The sequence below is a fragment of the Duganella fentianensis genome (assembly GCF_009857835.1).
Lineage (GTDB): Bacteria > Pseudomonadota > Gammaproteobacteria > Burkholderiales > Burkholderiaceae_D > Rugamonas > Rugamonas fentianensis.
In genome coordinates, this window is the sequence record NZ_WWCL01000002.1 from 1095079 (window position 1) to 1116622 (window position 21544).

The 21544-nt window shown below is 55.0% G+C and carries 15 protein-coding genes; 5 read left to right on the top strand and 10 right to left on the bottom strand.

All coding sequences use genetic code 11. The features are described 5' to 3' along the window. Nucleotides 1–130: 130 nt before the first annotated feature. From GTP23_RS12665 to GTP23_RS12680, 4 genes are all read right to left on the bottom strand, one after another. A complete protein-coding gene (locus GTP23_RS12665; protein ID WP_161035445.1) occupies nt 131–3418 on the bottom strand; it encodes a UvrD-helicase domain-containing protein in 3288 nt (1095 codons plus the stop codon). Next, nucleotides 3418–5874 carry a PD-(D/E)XK nuclease family protein gene (locus GTP23_RS12670; RefSeq protein WP_161035446.1) on the bottom strand — a complete coding sequence of 819 codons (2457 nt, stop codon included), beginning with the start codon at nt 5872–5874 and terminating at the stop codon, nt 3418–3420. Before GTP23_RS12670 ends, GTP23_RS12665 begins: the two co-directional genes overlap by 1 nt. Before the next feature lie 196 nt (nt 5875–6070). Continuing rightward, a complete protein-coding gene (locus GTP23_RS12675; protein ID WP_161035447.1) occupies nt 6071–6643 on the bottom strand; it encodes a hypothetical protein in 573 nt (190 codons plus the stop codon). Between the two features lie 710 nt (nt 6644–7353). Continuing rightward, on the bottom strand, nt 7354–7623 hold the full coding sequence (locus GTP23_RS12680; RefSeq protein ID WP_161035448.1) for a hypothetical protein: 270 nt from the start codon (nt 7621–7623) through the stop codon (nt 7354–7356). A gap of 427 nt (nt 7624–8050) precedes the next feature. Between GTP23_RS12680 and GTP23_RS12685 the strand changes: the two genes are divergently transcribed. After that, a complete protein-coding gene (locus GTP23_RS12685) occupies nt 8051–8305 on the top strand; it encodes a hypothetical protein (protein ID WP_161035449.1) in 255 nt (84 codons plus the stop codon). 88 nt (nt 8306–8393) lie between these two features. On the opposite strand, the gene GTP23_RS12690 is transcribed toward GTP23_RS12685, so the two are convergent. Together GTP23_RS12690 and GTP23_RS12695 are read right to left on the bottom strand one after the other, a co-directional pair. Continuing rightward, nucleotides 8394–9401 (bottom strand): helix-turn-helix transcriptional regulator, encoded by a 1008-nt coding sequence (locus GTP23_RS12690; protein WP_161035450.1) that lies wholly within the window; start codon nt 9399–9401, stop codon nt 8394–8396. A 223-nt stretch (nt 9402–9624) separates the two neighbouring features. Next, a complete protein-coding gene (locus GTP23_RS12695; protein ID WP_161035451.1) occupies nt 9625–10110 on the bottom strand; it encodes a putative molybdenum carrier protein in 486 nt (161 codons plus the stop codon). 135 nt (nt 10111–10245) lie between these two features. Between GTP23_RS12695 and GTP23_RS12700 the strand changes: the two genes are divergently transcribed. Together GTP23_RS12700 and GTP23_RS12705 are read left to right on the top strand one after the other, a co-directional pair. Beyond that, nucleotides 10246–12330 (top strand): ATP-binding protein, encoded by a 2085-nt coding sequence (locus tag GTP23_RS12700; RefSeq protein ID WP_229256061.1) that lies wholly within the window; start codon nt 10246–10248, stop codon nt 12328–12330. A 342-nt stretch (nt 12331–12672) separates the two neighbouring features. Beyond that, complete coding sequence (locus GTP23_RS12705; RefSeq protein WP_161035452.1) at nt 12673–14046, top strand: PD-(D/E)XK nuclease family protein; 1374 nt, start codon at nt 12673–12675, stop codon at nt 14044–14046. 415 nt (nt 14047–14461) lie between these two features. On the opposite strand, the gene GTP23_RS12710 is transcribed toward GTP23_RS12705, so the two are convergent. After that, nucleotides 14462–15352 carry an HNH endonuclease gene (locus GTP23_RS12710; protein WP_161035453.1) on the bottom strand — a complete coding sequence of 297 codons (891 nt, stop codon included), beginning with the start codon at nt 15350–15352 and terminating at the stop codon, nt 14462–14464. A gap of 334 nt (nt 15353–15686) precedes the next feature. Between GTP23_RS12710 and GTP23_RS12715 the strand changes: the two genes are divergently transcribed. Together GTP23_RS12715 and GTP23_RS12720 are read left to right on the top strand one after the other, a co-directional pair. Further along, the gene (locus GTP23_RS12715; protein WP_161035454.1) at nt 15687–16154 is read left to right on the top strand and encodes a very short patch repair endonuclease; all 468 of its coding nucleotides are present in this window, start codon (nt 15687–15689) and stop codon (nt 16152–16154) included. A 65-nt stretch (nt 16155–16219) separates the two neighbouring features. Next, nucleotides 16220–17482 carry a DNA cytosine methyltransferase gene (locus GTP23_RS12720; protein ID WP_202412165.1) on the top strand — a complete coding sequence of 421 codons (1263 nt, stop codon included), beginning with the start codon at nt 16220–16222 and terminating at the stop codon, nt 17480–17482. Nucleotides 17483–17600: 118 nt separating this feature from the next. Here GTP23_RS12720 and GTP23_RS12725 read toward each other — a convergent pair whose 3' ends face one another. From GTP23_RS12725 to GTP23_RS12735, 3 genes are read right to left on the bottom strand one after another with little or no spacing between them, the layout of a single operon-like run. Continuing rightward, nucleotides 17601–18920 carry an LlaJI family restriction endonuclease gene (locus tag GTP23_RS12725; RefSeq protein WP_161035455.1) on the bottom strand — a complete coding sequence of 440 codons (1320 nt, stop codon included), beginning with the start codon at nt 18918–18920 and terminating at the stop codon, nt 17601–17603. Then, entirely contained in the window at nt 18910–20556 is a 1647-nt protein-coding gene (locus tag GTP23_RS12730) for an AAA family ATPase (protein WP_161035456.1), read from the bottom strand. The genes GTP23_RS12725 and GTP23_RS12730 overlap by 11 nt, the downstream gene beginning before the upstream one ends. A 41-nt stretch (nt 20557–20597) precedes the next feature. After that, nucleotides 20598–21524, bottom strand: coding sequence for a hypothetical protein (locus tag GTP23_RS12735; protein WP_161035457.1), 927 nt, complete (start codon nt 21522–21524; stop codon nt 20598–20600). Nucleotides 21525–21544 lie beyond the last annotated feature (20 nt).

Consider the following 21544-nt stretch of genomic DNA (forward strand, 5'->3'; position numbering starts at 1 on the left):
TTTCTCGATGGCTAACATTCTCGCCTATATCAGTGTCCGAAGTCATAAAACCGCTGCATTTTTCCTTTACTCTGGAAAATAGATAAATCGCACAAAACGATTTAGCATTCAAAACATCTTCCGACAGAGCTTAAACCTCGATCACCTGTCCGGAACTGACCATCACCAGCAGCCCGCGAACAGCGCCCGCCATTTTGACGTATGCGGCAACTTGCGCACGATACTGTTCCAGCAAAGACGGGCCAGGGATCACATCGCTTTTCCAGTCGATGATGGTGTGCACACGCCCATTAGAATCAATACTTACCGCATCTGCCACACCAGTCATAACATGCTCCGTTTGCTTATCTGGCGTGCATGACCATAACGGATACTCTGCCTGTAAAGTGGAAAGCAGCGGCGACACCTCGGGCAGCGTTAACGTAGCGGCGACGCATCGAGCAATTTCCTCCGGCGACATCCCTTCAGACGGATCCAAGCAAGGAAACAAACCCAGTGCTTCAATCAATTCGGTGGCCCTCGCGACAAGCGTCCCCTCATCATTCACCGTTTCCCCATTAATTACTTCTTCCAGCAGCTTATGAATGACTCTGCCGCGCTCACGGCTGCCTCGGACCCCAGCAACAGAAGCGTAACCAGCATCAATTCGTGCGTCCCCATCCTCAACCGGGATGAGCTCCCCAGCACCTTCGCCCCGGCTTGGACTACCCCAACGAATCTCGCGCTGCACCGTTTCGATGACCACACACTCTTGCGAGAATTGTTCCGCACACTGCGTGACGGGTGTATCGCTTGTAATGAGTGCAGGCTCGTCCTGATCACTTAACGCAAGCGTTGGCAAACTCTCCAGATCCAGAGCAAGCACGCCGGCCCAGGTTTCTGCTGGGCGATCAAAGCCACGGGGCAAAACCAGTAATTGCCGTGCACGCGTCATCGCGACGTACCAAAGACGAACACGTTCGCAAGCGAGATCAGCATTCTCGTTCTGTATCGCCTCTTCATACCCCGGCGGTGCAACACCGAGAACCTTGCAGCGCAATTTCCCGCCATTGCGCTGAACGAAATCGGCGTCACTCGCCATCCATTGCGTACAGCCATTGACCGGAATGACGATCGGCCATTCAAGTCCTTTGGAGGCATGCATGGTGAAAAGGGTTACCGCATCCTCCTGCTTGTCGCGTACTCCTTCTCTTACAGAGACCTCATCCGCCCAGTCACGACTAACGTCGTCCGCAAACGCAGCCAGGCCAAGCACGGCATACTCGTTCGCCTTTTCCAGAAACTGCTGAACATTCGCCAACGCACGTTCAGCGCGGCCAGCATGCCGCAAAACTAAAATATGGCGCACGCGCAATCGCTCAATCGCCTCAGCCAACAGCAACGCTGGGGTTGTCGATGACGACAGCAAGTACAACTGCTTTAAGTCACCCAGCACCTGCCGCGCTAATTCATTGTCAATCAGCGCTGTGTCCGTCCACAAACTGAGTGCTGCGCCGGGCGTCGTCTGCTGCAAATGCCAAACGATGTCCAGCAAAGCCTCCTCAGTAAGGCCCACCAGAGGGCCACGCAGCAGTGCACCCAATGCCAGAGTATCCCGCGCATCCGCCAGCACACGCACCAGCGCTACCAGATCCTGGACTTCTTGCTGACGATAGAAGCCCTTCCCTGCTTGTGAGACAACGGCGATTCCGCGCGCTTCAAGCGCAGCCTCGTAACGCCACAACTCGGCACTGCTAGGAGCGAGCAAGGCGATGTCAGCGGCTCGGCAAGGGTACTCCTCACCTTGCTTGTCGCGCAATCGGTACTGACCTATCAGGCGCTGGCAAAAATCAGCCACGGCGTCAGCTTCGGCCTGCCGGATCTGCGCGACGTTGCCATCCCCAATCTGGATATCCAGCCCGACCACGGCGGACTCCTGGCAATCGCCTCTGAAGGCGTTAAGGGCGACAAATCCCGGTTGGCCGTCGGCTGAGAGCGCAGCAGCAAAACATTGGTTGACGAAGGTCAGGATCGGCTGAACAGAGCGGAAATTGGTCGTGATAGCGAGCACACTTTTCGGATCGCGACGATAGAACGCTTCGCGGGCAGCCATGTAGACCGCGATATCCGCGCCTCGGAAGCGATAGATCGCCTGCTTAGGATCCCCCACCAGGAACAATGCACCAGGGCGAATGTCGCGCAAACGCCAGTCCTGCGCACCCGTCGCGGCCAGTTCGCCACACAGTGTCCAGAAAATCTCGGCCTGTAAGGCATCCGTATCCTGAAACTCGTCCACCAGAACATGGCGATAACGCTGGGCCAGCGCCTGACGCACCGGTTCATGATCGCGTACCAGAGCACGGGCGGCAAAGATCAGATCATCGAAATCAAGTAAAGCCGCGTTGCGCTTGGCTTGCTGATAGCGCGCCAACACTGGTTGGATTGCCCGCGCCAGCCCCGCCAGGATAGCCGCCGAGGCCGCCGCGCGTAGTTGCAGCAACGCCTCCGCACTCGCCGCGACATAACCCTCCAACTCCAGTAGCAAAGCCTCGGCTTCCGATGTGGCGATCCCCACTTCCCTGGCCGCTTTAGTCCACACGCCTTTATTGCGCAGGGCACGTGCCGTCCCCTGCTTAGTGAACATCGCATTCGGTAACTGCAGCGTCAGGATGGCCGCCGGAACAGCACTCACCGCCAGATCAAATTGACGACCTTCCTGAAGCACGGCCTGACTCTTATCCTCTATGATGCCGCAGCGCTCAATAAAGCCGGCCAGTGAGGCAAACGACGTGCGCCATGTCTGTAGCGGCACTGCAGTATCGGCTTCCGGCAGCACGACGTCTTGGCGATAATGGCGCAACCGCGCTGCCAGCGTACGCACCAGGGCTAACATGGGCCTGATGCCGCAATCAAGGAATTCGGCGAGACTCCCCCCTTGCGCCTGATCCAGCTCCTCGCGTAGCCACTGCTCCAGCAGATCCCCATACAGCATGTCTGCCTGAACGGCCGACATGACGCTGGCACCCGGATCGATCCCAGCCTCCACGGGATAGGGCATGATCAGCCGTTGACAGAAGCCGTGGATAGTGGAACAGGTAATCTCGTCGATGCGGGCCAATGCCGCCCCCAACCGCGTTGCCTGTTCGGCATCCGGCCCATCCGGCAAGGCCAGCCTTAGCTCGGATGGAACAGATCCTTCACACAATAGCTGGACAAAATCACGTACCCGCTGCACCAACTCGCTCGCAGCCAGTTCGGTAAAGGTGACCGCAGCAATCGACGACGGCGCTTGCCCCGCCGCCAATAGCATAACAACACGACCGGCCATCAGCGCAGTTTTGCCCGAACCAGCGCCCGCCTCAACAATGAGGGAGCTATCATGGTCGAGCAGCGCCTGACGTCTGGCGTAGGCATCGTCGAGCGGCAATACGGCGGACATTACTTGACCTCCCAGATCATTGCCGCATCGCCCAATATGGCGCGGACCGCCTCCTGCTTGCGCGACAGGTATTGCCGATTAGCGGGCAGCAGCAATGCAAAATCGTCATAGTCGTCCCCTGCATCCGGCCCGGCAAGCGCATTCCCTGCACTGAAACTCTGGCTCGCCGCCAGCAGTGCCGTGCAAAGCTTGTCCATCGCCTCTTCTGGCGTCTGCAGCGGGACATCGCGCAAGTCACGCGTGTAAAACAGGCTTGCTCTCACCTCTTCCACCTGGCTCAAAAGTGTGCGCACCGCCAATGCGTAGAGACTGCGTTGAAGTTCAGCTCCACCGTCCAAAGTGGCATCGGCAGAAACGCCACGGCTACCGGTCTTGTAATCACGCACCGCTGCTAAGCGACCGTCCGCAGAAATGTCGAGGCGGTCAATCACACCTTTAATGGCCAGGCCGGTGCCTGGTACTATCACCGGTGCATTGACATCCCACGGTAAGCGGGCGCCGCCGTTCTGCGCGCCACCAAATCCCACTTCTGCGTAGGCTTTGCCATCCGGCAGGCTGCCATGTCCAAATTCCAGCGCAGCCGATGCAGCGACACCCGCCATCGTCAATGTCCGCTGCCAGAGGGCTGCCGGCGGCACCGATTCAGCTTCCTCCCAGCGTTGCGCCACCGTCGCAATCGCTTGCTGCAATGCAGACTTACGCTGTTCGCCGCTGGAGCGGAAATACGTCACACTGGCCTCAAGATGTTCCAGCGCCTCCTGCGATATGGCATGGACTAGTCTGCCAAACTGCACCGCATCCAGTTCCAGCAACTCATCTTCGGCCTCGGGCGCGCTCCACTTCAGCCCATAGCGCCAGAGATAGGCAATGGGATTACGCAGCAGTGTCCTCAAGGAACTGGCAGAATGGACCCGCCCGATCAAGCCGTGCATGGCCGGATGTCCCGATCGGATCAACCCGTCATGTGGGGTGATTGCGGCAGCATGCCAATCTCGCCAGACCGCTCTCGCTGAGACGGCATGCGAGGTTGCAGCAAACTCCTGTATTCGCCCAAACAGGCGATCCGCTTCGCTCGCAGCATGCTGCGCGGGCGCATTCCAGGCCCGATGTTCACAAGTATCCGCCCCTCGCAACAACACACTGGCAGACGCATGTCGGCCGGCGCCATCACAGCGGGAATACGAACAGATTAACTCGGAGCATGCTGTACTGAGGGACGCATAGGCCTGTCGGTCGGCATCCGCCAGCGAGCATGGCTCGAGTACCCGGGCGGGGACTATATGGGCAGGCAACAGCACATCTTCCCGGCTCTGGCGTGGCCACGAACCAGCATTCATCCCGAGTAGCCAGACATACGCGCGTGGCGCCGTCGCCAGCATAGCAGCCGGCATCCAGCTCACGTTGACACAGCTATCGAGCCCGTCATCCTGGCGCAGGTTTGCAATGGTTTCCATGAGCGCCTCTGCTGGCCCGGCCAGCAATGCGCGTCGCCAGATCGCCAGTGCTCGACCGCTAAGCAACGTCTCTCCCACCTTTTCGGCCGCCGCCGGCCCCTCCAGCAGCAAGTCAATCACCGCTTTGAGCGCGGCCGTTCCATCGGCGCCCACTGGCCAGTCGGCCGCGGTCACCCTGGCCAACGCACGCCTCCATGAATGGGGGCTATGCAAGGTGAGTCTAGGTGGTAGGGCCCTTACCCAACCGTCCGGCAGGGCCTGCAGCTGACAGCGCCTCAGGCGCCGTCGGGTTGGACCATGCAGCAACACATCGGCCAGCGCCGCCGCACACTGCCCTTCGCGGGTAGCAGCAACGGGACGGCCGTGCGCAAAATGCAAGGCAATGCCAGTTTCCTGACTCAATCCCAGCAGTGCATCGTCATACTCGGCGGTATTGACACTGACCAGCGCAATCTCACTAGCCTGTACCTGCCCGCTAGCCAACAACCCGCGGACCCAGCGCATCGCTTCCAGCGCTTCATGCGCAGCGCGCGCCGCACTGATAATGCGACGATGTGGTGTTCGCGCGACCTCCTGCGTTACCTCTACTGCACTGCCTGTCAGCCAGTCAGGCACGGCATTCTGGCGCGCGCACCACATCACGGGAGTCACTTGCGCCAATGCCAGAAGAAGCGGCTGCCAGCAAGCATCAAGCTCAGCCAGACCCATCAGTGTAACGCGCCCCAGTAGCACCGGCGCCAGCGCTATGCGCGCAAGGGCCGCCGCCGCCAGATCCGGCGGCACCAGCATCGAACGTGGCAGACCGGCACGCAGTGCAGTATCCACTACCGCCAATGATTCAATGCGCGGGTTTGCATGCGCATTTGCCTGTAAATCGTATCCCGCTCGCCAGCATTTCCCCAGGGTGGCAAGTAATGCGCGCGGCGTACCGGGCAAATTGCGAATGGCTTCCAGCTCGCCGATTGCCAACGAAGGCAGACAGCTGCGCATGGTCTGTTGCAAGGTATCCTGATCCGCAGGCTGCGTAAAACCTCCAGCGAGACGCGCTGCTAGCTGTTCGAATAGCAGTACTTGCGTGCCCTGCTGACCAGAACGCGCCATCTGTAACCGCAATTGGCGAGCAGCGTGGGGATTTGCCGCAACGATAGTACGGCGCGCAGTGATGACGGAGACGGAGGGCATATAGACGCTGATTTATCTAGACCGGCCGGAGCACGTAGTGATTATCGTCAGCTATTTCGAAAAACAGTTCGCCATCCGGCGCAGGAGCAGAATCCCACAAGCGAACGATAGAAACGGCCTCGTTGACGAGATCTGCCAGCAAGGAACTCGCCGCCATACTGGCCTGGAGCTCCGCTTTCGTCACACCAGGAAGGAACAACGCCGCACAGGGCATCATTGCCGTCAAACCGGATATGCCCTTTTGCTGTAGACGCTGAGTCACGAGCCGCTGCAAGTTTTTCAGATCGGGATGATCGCGTGCATCAGGAACAGAGAGCTGTATTACCGGCGGATCGAAACCAAATTCGATGCGGCAGGCCATGTAGCGATCATCTGCATCAATCGCCGCAGAAGCATTCTTCAACGCCAATTCAGGCGAAGGACTGGCGTAGACGGCGTTGCGCCGCGACGGCAAGTGCAACGGACGGGCGTACTCCCACAGATTATCGACCAGATATGGGACATTGCTTGGCAATCGGGCGGTAGGGATTCGGCGCAGAATAAGCTCTGCTTGAAACTGACGACTAGGCACTGCGCGATATAAATCCATCCGATATACACCCATAAGTGCGAGCCAACCGATAGCGGCGGATCTGTGTTTGAAATTGCGTTTTCTACCGCGACGAAACCGCGATAGAAACAGCAGATGTCGCGTTCACTCCTGCCACCGTCTTCATAGGTCGCAGGTGTGATCCTGACAGCAACCGCGACAATGGAGGTCGCAGAGCGACTGGCCGGACAATCTTTACCTATTCTAAAGTATTCCCAGTAGGCAATTCTCACAATTTGTCACACTACAGGAAAAGACTCAGGCCAGCATGCATGGCGACGGCAGCGAATTTAAGTGATGTGATCCGTAACCCGAGGCTACCCGAAAGAGGCTAAAGCCGGGCGAACCACAGGGCCTAGCAATGTCGTCAGCAATAAAACTCTCCCCTTCGTCGCGACATAGGCTGTCGTCAGCACTACTAGGATGATCACTCATCCCAACCACTTGAGAGCACCTGATCATGAACCGACAGCGACTGACTGACCGCACCTATCGCACCATAGGCTATATCGACACTGCATCAGACGGAAAACAGACCGGACACAATGCGCAATTCCGGACCGTAGGCCACTACGACCCACGCACCAACAGAACGGTCGATGCACAATACCGTGTCGTTGGCTACGGCAATTTGCTGGTTTCTCTCATTACCGCATAACAGCCAGGGTATCGGCCAGCGTTACCACTTTGCGCTGGCCGTCTGAATTCTCCTAGGGACAAAGTACCTGTGCCTGCCTCAGACCGTCCTTGTCAATATAAATCGACCAGCAGCCTAGCCTCTCGAGTCGCTTTGCCAGTGCCAGCGAGCGAGCCAACGAAAAGCCGAATCTGATCTGTAACACGGTTTCAGGGGAACTAATCAGACCTCCCTCAGCATGCTCGAGCAAGCGGACAAACGACATCGCCTGCGCCAGCAAAGCGTCAGAAAACGTATTTTGGCCGACTGCATCCGATGGTATGCCTGCTTCATCACTATTCATGTATTCCTCAGCAGCTAGACGACATCGCTAGCTTACGAAGTACTGCGACAGTTTATGTCGCTAGGAATGCATTAGCCTGAAAGCACCCTATACCCAAAGTCGGTGGCCGTACTCTGCTAATTGCGCTGGATAGACAAGCCCTACCACTGCGACGGCATTTGTCGCGCAGACTCGGAGAATAAGCGGGGTTCGACACACGCGACCAACTGAATTGAATTGATAACCCTCAGTGATGGGCTAGTCCCGTTCGCCGGAATTCAGCGTCGGCGAACCTCACTGTTCGCTACGCTGAGAGATTTCCTTGCACCGCCAGACAACCTTAAATGAGCAGATAGACATGGGACTTCCCGCCTTGAATTGGCTACTATACAAACTTTTAATTGGCATAAGCTCCCAGTGTAGACATCACACCTGCAGAGCCGTGTGCATGAAACTGGGCTTGAAGAAGGGCATGGCATTCCTGATGTTTTCGGAAGCCGTCGCGTTGATCACACGCCTGTATGAAATGGGGACGTTGCGTGTGTACAATCCAGTGTCGCGGTTACAGCGTGAGTTCCGACTTGGCTACCGGTCCGCTTGTCTACTCGCAAGGCTTCTCGATACAGAAGGCTATTGGCGAAGAACGATCGACTTAGATGGGACGCACATCGCCATACTGGCCCCCATCAAAAACAAAACGTGAAATAGAAACCACTGGTGCAATTAGGTGCGATCACCAGTTGTATGGTAACAGACGTATGCCTGCAGTGCAGAATTATATTAACTTCGGCTTACGCATAAGATTCCGCCATCCGCGCTGCGATTGCAGACATTTCCTTGCGCAGACTCTCTGGCCCCTGGACCACCACACCATCGCCGAAGCCGAGCAACCACCAAACCAGTGCCCGGGTGTTTGGCACGGTGGCAGCCAGATGCAGATGACCGGTCTCAGCTACCGATAGCTGCTGATCAGCACTCAGCGGCGTCTCAAACAAATGCTCCCCTGCCGCACGGCTGAAGATAGCTTTCAGTCGAATGGGACCACCCGCCACAAAGCCAAATTGTCCCGACGCTATATACTCATCGATGTCAAAATTAGGCAAACGTCGGGCCGCTTCATAGCGTAGTGCCACCTGCTGGACACGGTGCAGCGCCAGCGTGCGCACATCGGTGAACTCACCAAACATACAGACCAGATAAATGATTCCGCCGCGCTGCACAACCGCCAGCGGGTGGACCACTTCATACACGGTCGCGACCGTGGCATCGCGCTTTCGGTAATGCAACTTGATCTGCTGATCCTGCATCAAAGCCAGATAGATCGCGCGCTGACACTCGTCGTTGACCTTGGGAGGCAGCAAAGGCTGCTGTGGCGCCGCGCTACGCACTTTGCCCAGCCAACTGCGCGAAGGCGCACTGATATCCACCGACGACAAGGTTCGTGCAGCCGAGCGAAAATGCGGCCCCAATGCTTCGAATGTGCTTGGTGGTAGCTGATGGCGAAGGTGCTGTTCGACCATCGCAAGCGTCAATGCTTCCGGTAGTGTCAGCGCAGGCAGATCAAAACTGGTCGCTTCGCGCAACCAGCTCCAACCATATGGTTTATCCCTGCTGTCGACGACAATGGGAAAAACAGTAGCGAGTTCCTGCAAATCACGCTCGACGGTTCGTTTCGTCACCGGGAACTCGGCAGCACTCAACTGTTCGCACAATTCGCGCGCCGAGATCTTCGCGGGTGCCCGTGGCACCATCCGAAGCATATGCCACTGGCGTAACAAGGACTGCTGATTGGTCGCCATCAGCCCTGCTCCGCTGTCATCCAGGAAGCTGTCCCATACGCAGCCAACAAAGTTCCCCACATATTCTGCATTCCCCGAACTATCTGCCATCGTGGCATGCGAGTCTGTCTCAAGACGGAGACCAGATCCATTAGAGCGCCCATGTCATCCTTTAAATTCCTGCAAGCGGAGACAAGTTCGCCCGCAGCTCCTTCATCGGCTTATCTTAGCAAAGAGATTGAATTTAGGAAACGTTATCGAACCGAATGGATGCAGAAAGAACTATATGAACAAGATCGGCTATGCCGGGCGCGGCAGATCCCCGCTTCCCCGCAATATTCAACACCCGGACCCGATGACGCGCCAAAAAACGGGCCACATACTGGGGGTGAACCGATGGACGCACATGCAACCACGGTTTGCCATGTGCATCAGCGAATTGTGCTGTGCGAGCCGATCCGCCCGACAACGCATCATCTAGGGTAAATATCAACGTCGCATCGCTATCGCGCACATTCCACTCGGTACGTTTGAGATAGCCCGAACCCGGCGTTTCCTTCAGCGCGTATGTCGACGGAATTTCACCGTCCTCCGACCTGCGCCCTTTAGGGCACCAACCGCCATAGGGTATCCCCGCGGCAATCGCCCAGTCCAACCCCGCCCGGTCTGCTCCCGTCTGGCCACCTGAGACCACCATAAACGATGGATCAACCACAAAGATCTCCGACATGTTTTACCTCCGTACGAAAGAGGATGACATTAACAGCGCTATACGACAAGCCATGTCGCGTCAATGACGCGACACAAAACGTCGCACCCCAATAGAAAATCTGGAACTGACCCTATTCAACTCAGGAGAAGTTTCATGGCTCGTCACTACATCTCACACCGCCACTACGTCAGCTCCCCCATCATCCATCTTTGGGTGTTGCGCATGCTCATGTCGCTGGGAGGACATCGTAACTTCATACGTTCTCGCGACTTTTCCGATGACGAATTGGCGGACATCCTCGGTCTTGGCAAGTGGCTAGATACCGACGAACAGGAGTTTGACGCTACTGAGGTGAAAAAAATACTGACGGATCAACTCCGCCTTGCCAGCAAGTCCCCCGCCCCTCCCCTGCCTCCAATACTCAAGGCAAATATCGAGCGGCTAGCAATACGCGTCGGCATGAATCAAGTCGAGTGCCACATACTGGCCTTCGCCGCCATGTTGCATCACGAAGACACCTTGGACAAAGGCGCCGACACACTCAGCGTCATCGCGACGTCTGACATAGCAAGTGTGCTTGCCAAGATACTGGATCTACCCACTTCAGATGTACGTACCGCGCTGGCCAACCAGGGCGTACTGGCGCGCTCTGGACTATTAAGTGTTGACCGTTCAGGCGCTGCGCCATTGCGCTCAAAACTGGACCTACTATCGAACCAGTTTGCCGATGCGATACTGGGAACAGAAACTGACCCATTGAATTTGCTGCGCGATACCGTCGCGCCAAGCCCACCCGCACGCTTAACCTTGGATGATTTCAGCCACATCCACGAGGCGCTAACCTTACTGCGCCCGTATCTGACGCGCGTCATCCAAGAGGGTCGAACGGGCGTCAATATATTTATTTACGGTCCACCCGGTACTGGCAAGAGCGAACTGGCACGTACGCTTGCCGCAGAACTCCACTGCGAGCTATTGGAAATTGCTAGCGAAGATGATGATGGCGATGCCGTCACTGGTGAACGACGTCTGCGCGCCTATCGCGCAGCACAATGCTTCTTTGACCAACGCCATGCACTGTTAGTGTTCGATGAAGTCGAAGACATCTTCAGCAATGGCATCATCCAGTTCGGCAACCGTAGTACCGCAGTCCGTTGCAAGGCATGGCTGAACCGCACGCTGGAAAACAATCGCGTTCCCACCATATGGATCTCGAACTCCATCCAGGGGATAGATCCCGCATTCATGCGTCGCTTTGACCTGCAAATCGAGTTGCCGATCCCGCCCCGGCAGCAAAGGGAACGCATACTGCACAGCGTCTGCAGCGATCTCGCAGATACCCGCACCTTGGCCATGATGGCCGGCGTCGAAAACCTCGCCCCAGCTGTGGTCGAGCGGGCCGCCAATGTAGTGCGCACGATTCGTACCGATATCGCTGATGGCCATCTGGCAGAGGCACTGATGTGGCTGACCAATCGCTCCCTCGAGGCACAAGGCCACCGCGGAATAGACTTGTCCGACGCACCCAGCGCGCCCGAACAATATGACACAGGCCTACTCAATACGGACGTAGACCTCGAAACTATCAAAGCTAGCTTGATGAAACATGCGAGTGCACGTATCTGTCTATACGGCCCACCAGGAACGGGCAAGAGCGGCTTTGGGCGCTGGCTTGCGCTTCAACTTGACAAGCCGCTCGTCCTACGCAGCGTCTCAGAGCTAAGTTCAAAGTGGGTCGGGGATAGCGAGAAAGCTATTGCGGCCGCATTCCGTCAAGCAGAGAGGGAGAAAGCCATATTGATGCTCGACGAAGTGGATAGTTTTCTCCGCAATCGCGCTGGTGCGAGGGAAGTCTGGGAAGTCACACAAGTCAATGAAATGCTGACCCGCATGGAATCCTTTGAAGGGATATTTATTGCATCGACCAACCTGATGGATAGCTTAGATCCCGCAGCACTGCGCCGCTTCGACTTAAAGATTGAACTCGGCTATCTACGCCCAGAACAGGCAACACAGCTCTTGCTGAGAACCTGCCATGCACTGAATCTCGGAGATCCCACACAACATGACTGCCTTCAGCTTGGCAGTATCGGATGCCTCACGCCCGGTGACTTTGCAAGCGTAACGAGACGACACCGGGTTAGTCCGTTCAGCTCCAACAGTGCACTAATTTCTGCATTACGTATGGAATGTGCACTAAAGCCCAATCGCCCGCACTCTATGGGCTTCCTGTCTTAGGTCTTGCGGATGTCACCACATATTTTCGTTGCCATTCTGCAACATCATCAGAACGCCGGTACATTCCTTTAATTACCGGCTTTATACTTCTAACTGATTTCTTTTAATGAATTATAAAAATTTTCGATATTACATCGCCACGAATACATTTGCTGGGAGCGAGGCACGCATTTTGTATTTGAAGAAAGGCGCCGAGCCGAGGACTTTCATGACCGCAGCAGTGATATGACTTATGTCATGACGAAAATTTATTTATACGTACAATTCTCGAGTTATTGAGCTCACATAAACATCGATCGTATTTACCACGCTAGAAGCCATTTAACACACTAGAAAGTCCGCATGCAAGACTCAATTCTTGATGAACTCTGGCAGAACTGGATATTCCGCATCAGCCTCTCATCCAACGAACTTTTCCATTCTAATTTTTTGCAAACAGCGCTGGGAGACTTCACGTGCGAGATCGAGGGCGATAAATCAAGCGTCACTTCCTGGAAGCGCGTATGCGACTTTGCCCGCTGGGCAGATCTGGATCCTGCCTGGGTTGACCGGATAAAGAATAAATTCAAGAACCACCAGGTTTTCCTGCGACGAGAGTGGCAAAACCTCGACTTGGCCGTGGTCGTGCATGTTACAGGTAACAAAAAAAAACCAAAAGAAATAGTCCTGTTCGGCGTTGAATTAAAAATCAAGTCTTATCCGACGCGTGAGCAGTTACAGCGGTATATCAAAGTTCTGGAGTCCCACAATGGAAACGAGTTTAGCGAGCCCAAGCTTGTGCTCCTGTCGCTTCTTGCCCCGCTGGATACATTCAGTACGTTAGCCAACCTCAAAATAATGAATTTTGAGCAGCTCGCTAACGGGATGCGCGAACTTATTCCATCCAGTGGCACGCTTGCAGCAGCGATCAAGGAATACGTACGATGCTGCGAATCACTGCACCGGCTCAGTCTTTTCTGGGTGCAACAATTAAGCCCTGAGATCAGTCTTGATGAGATAGTTTCCAAGCATCCCTCCTATCGCCGGATGCATCCGATTTGGTCAAAGCTATGCGCCGCTTATTTGTGCGAACTGGTCAAAAAAGAAATCCGCGACTTTCCGGTTCCGGACAATATTCAATTAGAGCCCGTCCCAGGGTTTTCGAATGGCAAATGGAACGCGGACTTCTTGTGGAGCAAACGCACAACCAACGTCGCGACGGACGCGGGTACGCCAACCCCGAAAGATATAATCGTCAAAGTCGGCGTACAGATTGAGGGGGATACTCTGCGCTTTATGCTCAATGCTCTCAATATCACGCACCGAGGAACAAGCGCGCGACGTATCGTCGAGCAAGTTCTGCTCGAGCAAGCCTTAAGTAACGGGCTCTACCAGCGATTGCACACGTTATACATGCTTCACCATGCGGAGTCGGCCGCCGTGGTGGATCGAAACGTATCAGACTTCTGGGATACGCATAGCGAGGTACTCATGCTCGAAGGGGGAAAACCGATTCTCAGTGTACCCAAGGATAGAAAGGGCTTCCGACTCACTGGCTACGATAATAGCAGTAACTTTGGACATGCCGACTACCGCCTCAAGCTAAAGCCAGGGGCGAATCTCAGCCAGATCAGCAAAATTATCGCTAAAGCGCTGATGGGTGATTTCAACGAAAATGGTCATCAAGCCTTTCAACGCATACTAAATGACACTTCAATATTTACCAGCGGAGGCTGACACAGCCTTGCTGCGATTCGAAATAGCCACTCTCTCTCTTAGCAATGCCCCCGATTCCACTCTTAATGGATCCGTCTCCCTCGGGTTCCGCACCAGCGACTCGGGTAAAGCGACCAGATCAGTCGCCTTGGCTAGAGACCAAAAGCCCGCCTGCTCTTGGCAGGGGATCCATGCCCGTTTACCTGAAGCTCGTACAATCCGGAATCTGTTTTTTTTTAGCGACGTCAGATTAGCTCAGCAACCATCAGTATAGGGACGGTGTTGCAGAGCCCAGCAGGGAAAGTGCGCTGAAATGCGCTTCCATTATCCCAAATCTGCGTCAAATTTTTGATGGTATTTACTCAGCAGCCGTTCCTTTACCAATAACCTGCCAGAGTTAGCCAGGACATACATTGGCCCTTGCTAATATTGCCCGTTACGCCAACCGTGTACCATACGCTCTCAGAAGAACATCAAGGGCCACCCCAATATCCCTAATCGCAAGGTCCCTCATGCGTCTAGCGTATAACATTTCTAAATAGGGGACGCGGGTTTCATCAGTGCCGAAATGGATATGTTTATGACAGGTAGGGCAAAGAGAAATTATATTCTCGGTCACATCAAGACTGCTCTCAAATTGATTCTGCACTGCCATCGGAATGAGATGGTGTGCCTCAACAAATTGATTACCAGAAGCAGCAGACCTAAAAGTGGCATGGGAAGGATCTATCTCGCAACGGAACCCAGCACGCTTCAGAGCATCAAGCGCAATTTGCGGGTTCCTGGGGTACTGCATACGCGATGTCTTGAAAACAGAGCCTCTGGCAACTCCGCCAATTTCACGCTGAAACACTTCATCGAATATATCATCGGAGGGATTGGACGAATCCGTAGCTTCAGGTAACAAAGGGGATTCCCAAAAACCATCCCAAGTTGGGCGCGCGATAAACCCTATATGCGGCCGATCGGACCCTGCCACAGTATAAATATAGAATATATCGTTCGTTTTAGCATAAAATCCATCAGAAGCTGACATGTAAAGACGTAGTTCGTTCCCCTCCGACTTAGGATAACGAATAGCAAGGTTGCGTGCAGCCCATTCGCTAAGAGATCCGCGATTATGGATCAGAAATTCAAATCTTTCGGGCTTTCCGTCCGGCACGGCGCCCCCCCTGCGTGTAAAACTATCTAGCGGGTAACAGTGACCAACGACTTCTTTCTCGTTGGCATCAATAGTGATTGATCTGTCTCTCTCCGCCTCCCTTTCAGTCACAACAGAATATGCACCATGTTCGGCGCCAAGAGTTTTAAGCTGATCATCTGACATTCTGGGCATCTATATCACTACCTAACTCTGTTTGAAGGAATATCCAAGAAAGGGCACAACATCTGATTTGCAAATTTGCAATTGAAGTTATCAGAACCCTGCACGAAAAGCAACTTTATTGGAAAGATATGGGTCGCAACCCGCCTCGCAAACATCCCCAGCCTGTAATAAGAGGACGCCAGAGCACACGGAACTGAAATCCCATATTGACTCGGCCTTACTAGCGAACTTGCCCGCACAGTGCGAACAATACCTACTAAGCCAGTTAGCCAATTACACTAGCCAAGTCTGATTCTCACCATAGCAACTGCTCAACCAGCATATTTCGATATTCATGGATATTGTGCCCACTCAGAAACGCTCAGAAATGATGGCCGGTATCAAGGCAAAAAATACCGGACCAGAGATACGGGTCCGGCATTTTCTCCATAAAAACGGTTTCCGCTTCCGCCTCCACAGAAGGGACCTGCCAGGAAACCCTGACATCGTGCTCCCCCGCTACCGCACATGCATATTCGTACATGGCTGCTTCTGGCACCGGCACGATGGCTGCAAACTCGCAAGCAATCCGAAAAGCAGGCAGGACTTCTGGCGAGAGAAATTCGGAGCAAATGTACGCCGGGATAAGTTAAACAGAAGACTCCTTGAGGAAGACGGATGGAGAGTTGTAATTGTATGGGAGTGCGGCTTGCGTAAGTACGGTCCGGCAGGACTCGACTGGCTGCCGCACTGGTTGCGTGGGGATGCCGGCAGCATCGAATGGCCACCTGGACCACTGGGAACAGATGATTCTGCTCTGTAGTTGCAGGAATCGGGAATACTGACCATAATACCGGGCAAAGTACAGGATAGGTAGAATTAGCAATAATGAATATGAATCTGAGCAAGGCAGACTACATCAGGTCTAAAAGAGAGCGCATGGGACTCACCCAGCAGCAGTTCGCAACGCTGCTACTGCTGAAGGAGAACGGAGAGCGCACGGTTGGCGGATGGGAGCGTGGCGAGCACCAGCCGTCTCCCAGGAAATGGGAAGATATACAGGCACTTCCGGAAGGCGCTCCGTACAGAGCGGTGGAAAACGATCCCGAATTCCGCTTTATCGACCTGTTCGCAGGGATTGGCGGTATCCGAATCCCGTTCCAGGAATTGCGTGGCAAATGCGTCTTCACGTCGGAGTGGGACAAGTTTGCCAAGAAAACCTATGCGGCAAATTTCGGCGAAATGCCGGAGGGCGATATCACAAAGATATCTGCCCAATCCATCCCCGCCCACGACGTGCTGCTGGGCGGATTCCCCTGCCAGGCTTTTTCCCAAGCGGGTCTGAAGAAAGGATTCCTCGATACACGGGGAACCATGTTCTTCGAGATTCAGAAAATTCTCGCCCACCATCGGCCAAAAGCCTTCCTGCTGGAAAATGTCAAACAGCTACGGGGCCATAATGGCGGACGTACACTCGCCCAGATTCTCGAAATTCTCGAAGGAAAGCACGAAAATGAGATCCCTGACGAGGTCCCCCTGAGTGCGGAAGCAAGGGAGGCACTGGGCAATAGGTTAAATTACCAGGTATTCACCAGAGTGCTCCGTGCCCGCGATTTTGGCCGCCCGCAGAACCGCGAGCGTGTGTTTATTGTCGGCTTCGACCGCGATTACTACGGTGCCGGAACTGACTTCAGCACCATATTCTCATGGCCCGAACCCACCGGCGTCCCGACCCGCCTGGGAGACATTCTGGAGAACTCTGCTCAGCTCGCACCCCACTACACGATTTCAGATAAGCTCTGGAACGGTCATGAACGGCGTAAGCGCGAACATACCGAGAAAGGTAACGGATTCGGTTATTCGCTGTTCACAAAGGAAAGCCCTTACACCAGCACCCTGAGCGCACGTTATTACAAAGACGGCAGCGAGATACTGATCTGCCAGAAAGAACTGGGAAAAAATCCGCGCAAGCTCACGCCGCGAGAATGCGCAAGGCTACAGGGCTTCGACGAGAAGTTTATCGTTGATGCAGTCTCGGAAAGCCAGGCCTACAAACAGTTCGGAAATTCGGTAACGGTCCCTGTAATCCGCGCCATTGCAGAAGAACTGCGTGCAGCGATGGTCGCCGGCGAACGCGCGCGGCAAAGATAGTAGCGGGGAAATCTGCCAGCCAGAGCAGTCACGTACGTGCAGGGGGATATCCGGACAAAACCTCTAGGGAAGCCACAGCACCTGTAACACGCAGGGATAGCCGGCAAATATCCGGGAATCAGGCGTCCCGCCTACCTGCCATCAGAAAAGACTCGGTTATTTCCGTTGACAGGGTCCCCGCAATGAAATGCTGCATCACCTGCACAGGATCGATGTAGACGCAGCGCACCGGCGGGAACAATTCGTCGAACCGCCTGGATCTGTCACGTGATTCGACCGCGGCATACGACAGTTTTCCGCACCCCGGGAAGACAAATATGTTATCAACAGTCCAGCCGGGGTATGCCTCCTGAAGAGCCTTTGCATAAAAAAACTGCTTGACCAGATCGTGCCAGCCCGGTGCAGTACTCACATCCCTGGCCTGATAGTACTTGGCGTCGACAACCGCCATATGCCGGCGCGCAGCAACTCCGAGCACAAGATCAGGCCGCATACCCTTTCCGGGTGCCGGCTGTCTCTCTCCGTTCTGTGCGTAATAGACCGGAACTGGCAGTTCTCTAGAAACATCTTTCCGCCAGGCCGTAATCTCGGCAAGCATGTATTCCCAGACCCAGTGGAAATCGCGCAGGCCGATCACAACAGGACTTCCGCCTGCCAGCTTGTGGTGCCGGAAATAGCGGAGCAGATTACGGATAAGCCGCATATGACGATCCGAATAAACCAGCACCATCTCGTGCTTCAGCATGGCGATACAGTACTCGGCCCTGTCCAGTAGATCCGGATCCGCATCCAGATCGGACGCAAGACGCCCTCCCGCCTCTCCTGTCACCCACCAGCCGAACATCTCGTCCAGCTTCGATATGACAGCACCGTGGATACGCGTAACGATGCTGTCGAGGGTCGAGCAGCGTCGAGTACCTATCAGCTCGGGATAGATTGGCATCCCGTCCGCATCCGGCAGTACCGCGACCATCCGGATAGTGCGCCTCCAGTCTGTCCTGCCATTGTTGCTCGTCTGCTGGCGCGAAACTGTAGCGTACAGGCCATTCAGGCGATAGTCATCCAGCAATTCGCGCACCAGCGCAAGTTGTGCATCCTGCTCGAACTCGACGAGACCTGACTCTTCCGGAATCGTATTCGCCGGCCTGCGCCGTCCGTAGAGTTCCAGACAGCTTGTCGTGAGCGCGGCAAGACTATCCTTTTCAGCAATGGTTACAGGCAACGCAGAACCGCGGGGAATAAAAACGAAAACTTCGCTATCCTGCGCTATCAGACCGCAGAACGAAATAGTCTGCTCTCCGTCTGCTACCAGCCCGCGCCGGACGATCTCTTCTTTCAGCCAGACGGGATAGCCATCTCCGCCAAGAACGCCTAGCGCACACCTATCCTCGACGAGACGGATCTTTACTCCTGATCGGGCGGATCCGCTACTCTGCAAGATCGCCGCCCTGCTCCCCGGCATCCGTCTCGGGGAATAGCGTGCGCATCAGCGCATCACTGAAGACCGGCCTGTTCGCCGAATATGCCGCAATCAGGTTTCCATAACTCTTGAGCCCCGGTGCGAAAACTCTGCCGCGATGACCATGGCGAAGCACATCATCCCAGAGATAGAGGAACAGCTTGCCCAACGCCGTAGGCACTCCCGCTCCGGAGCCCGTGGCAAGTTCTTTCTCCGACAGAAAGAACGGTCCAAGCAGGCGATCCTCCGGAACACCGAGGTCTTCAAGAACGGCATTCACCGCCATGGCAAAAGGCTTCCACGCGATATCCGTTCGCGCTCCGCTTCTGTCGGCGATCTGCAGATTGCCAGAAGCACAGATACCGAAATCGACCGGAACGTATTCGTACAACCAGCGACGTTTGAAAGCGGTATCGAGCGGCATGACAGCCTGGTCTCCACCATTCATCGACGCCAGCAGTGAAAGATTGGATGGCAGGCGGATGTCCCCAATCCAGTGAGGTATCTTCTGCTTGAGATAGTCCGCGAATGCGATATCACTGGGCATCACGGAATACTCGCTGGTCCCATCTGCATCGCGGTCGAGCAGCTGGAATACCTCGCCGAATACTGCAGCGGCAGGCGCCCTGTTTATTTCTTCGATCACGAGGAAGTAGTGGCGCACTGGATCGTTAAACGCAGCAACCAGAGCAAGCGCGAACGGTCCGGGCTGGAATGCGTAGGTCAGTCTCCCCTCGGCCATTGCAGGCCGATATGTACCGATAAAATCTCCGGACTGAGTATCCGCATGGAATACCGTACGGATAGTGCAGTCGTCGGGAGACTTCCTGATACGGTCTTTTATCCTGTGGCTCTTGCCGGTGCCCGGGGCACCGTAGAAGATCACATTCGAAGCACCGGTAACTCTGGTGCCGGTAGAAACAGCAGACGTTAGACCTAGGAACCGAACCAGCTGGAGATCAACCAGGTTCCGGATCGCCAGATCGAGGTCGGCATCGTCCGCCACAGCACGTATGACTAAAGGCAACCGGTCGGAGTTCGCCTGGATGACACTGGCTGCCTTGCGGACCGAAGACCCCATCCAGTCGTTGTCCGCCCGGTCCAGCGCCTTTCCGACACCAGACCACATGCGGTCAGAAAGAAAGCGGAGATAGTATTCAGCCTCGTCCGGCCGGCCGTCGAAGTACTGCCTGATAGCCTCGACAATCTTGGCTGCGCCGCCAGGTGCCAGCTTTTCAACTTCGCTCTCCCAGGCTTCGTTCGGCAGGAGATTAAGAATGGCGTCCCTTTTCCCGCCAAAGATAGGCTTTACAAGCACGAAAGAAGCTATGTGCTGTGTAACATTCCGGTAGGCTGTCAGTTCCCTATAAAAGTCACCGAAGGCATATGCATAAAGCAGCCAGCGTGAAGAAATGGATGATGATTCCTTCCTGTTGGTGAGCACGAAGCCGTAGGGATGCGTCGAAACGATAGTGTCGCTAGAGACCGTTTCGTATTGTTTCCGGAAGCGAGTCCAGATTTCATCCGGAACTTCCGGAAAAAAGTCGGAGGGGAACTCTGAAAACGTTGCCTGACAGCGGGCACGAACCTCACTCAGATTATGCAGAACAGTCATCGGTCGGGTTGCTCTTCCTGTATTCTTTGGATTGGCGATTGCTATTTATCGAAACGGATCCACAGATCCCGTGAAACTTCCTGCCGCATGTTTTCGATCAGCTTTTTCTGTACGTCGGAAAACTGGTTATATTCGAACTCCGCCAGCGAATACAGCAGATACTTGACCTCGCCTATCCGGTCGCCCATCGCCTTGCAGAACGGGTGTTCCGGATTGATACGCAGGCCGAGGTCGTCAGAAAAATGTGGCTCCCAGAGAGACCCATCCCTCGTGCGCTCGAGTAATACATGGAATCTATCACTATTTCCGGCGGTGTCTATACTTATGTGCCGCGACGATGACACCCTGCCGCCACAAAGCAGCCTGAATTCCAGCAGCTGGTTAAAGATATTCGCCAGCGCATCGCCAAATCCCGAGCGGTATATGTCGTAACGATCTGCAACCACGTTGCCGAACATATCGGTATTGTCGAACCCGATGTTGCTAGCCACCTCGGCTTCGAACACACCGAACTCGCGCCTGAGCACCAACGGTATCTGCAGCCGTGCATATTTCTTCCCCTGGTGGCAGAGTGCATCGGCAATTCGCTGCCCCGAGGGTACGTATCCATCGAGGCCGAGTGCGCCGGCGATCCGCAGCGCAGCCTGCCGATAGCCGGACTTAGTTGCCAGCAGTCGCGAGATTACGTCGGCCATACCATGCTTCCCTGGCATCAGATCCTTGCTCGGTAAATCGGTAAATGACAGGCGTGTACCAGCAACGTCGGAGAAATGCTTCAGGGCGAGAAGCGCACCGATCAGATGGTCAACATACATCTCCAGCAAGCTATCCGCTTCGGCGAACATCCGGTTGAAAAGATCGATAGGCAGAGGAATACGGTTCTGCCAGAAGATCAGGCCGTCGACTCTGTTGCTCCTGTTTGTATCGTTCAAAAACTTCTTGAAGTCCGAAAGATCATACTGGTACACATCTATTCCTTATGAAAAAA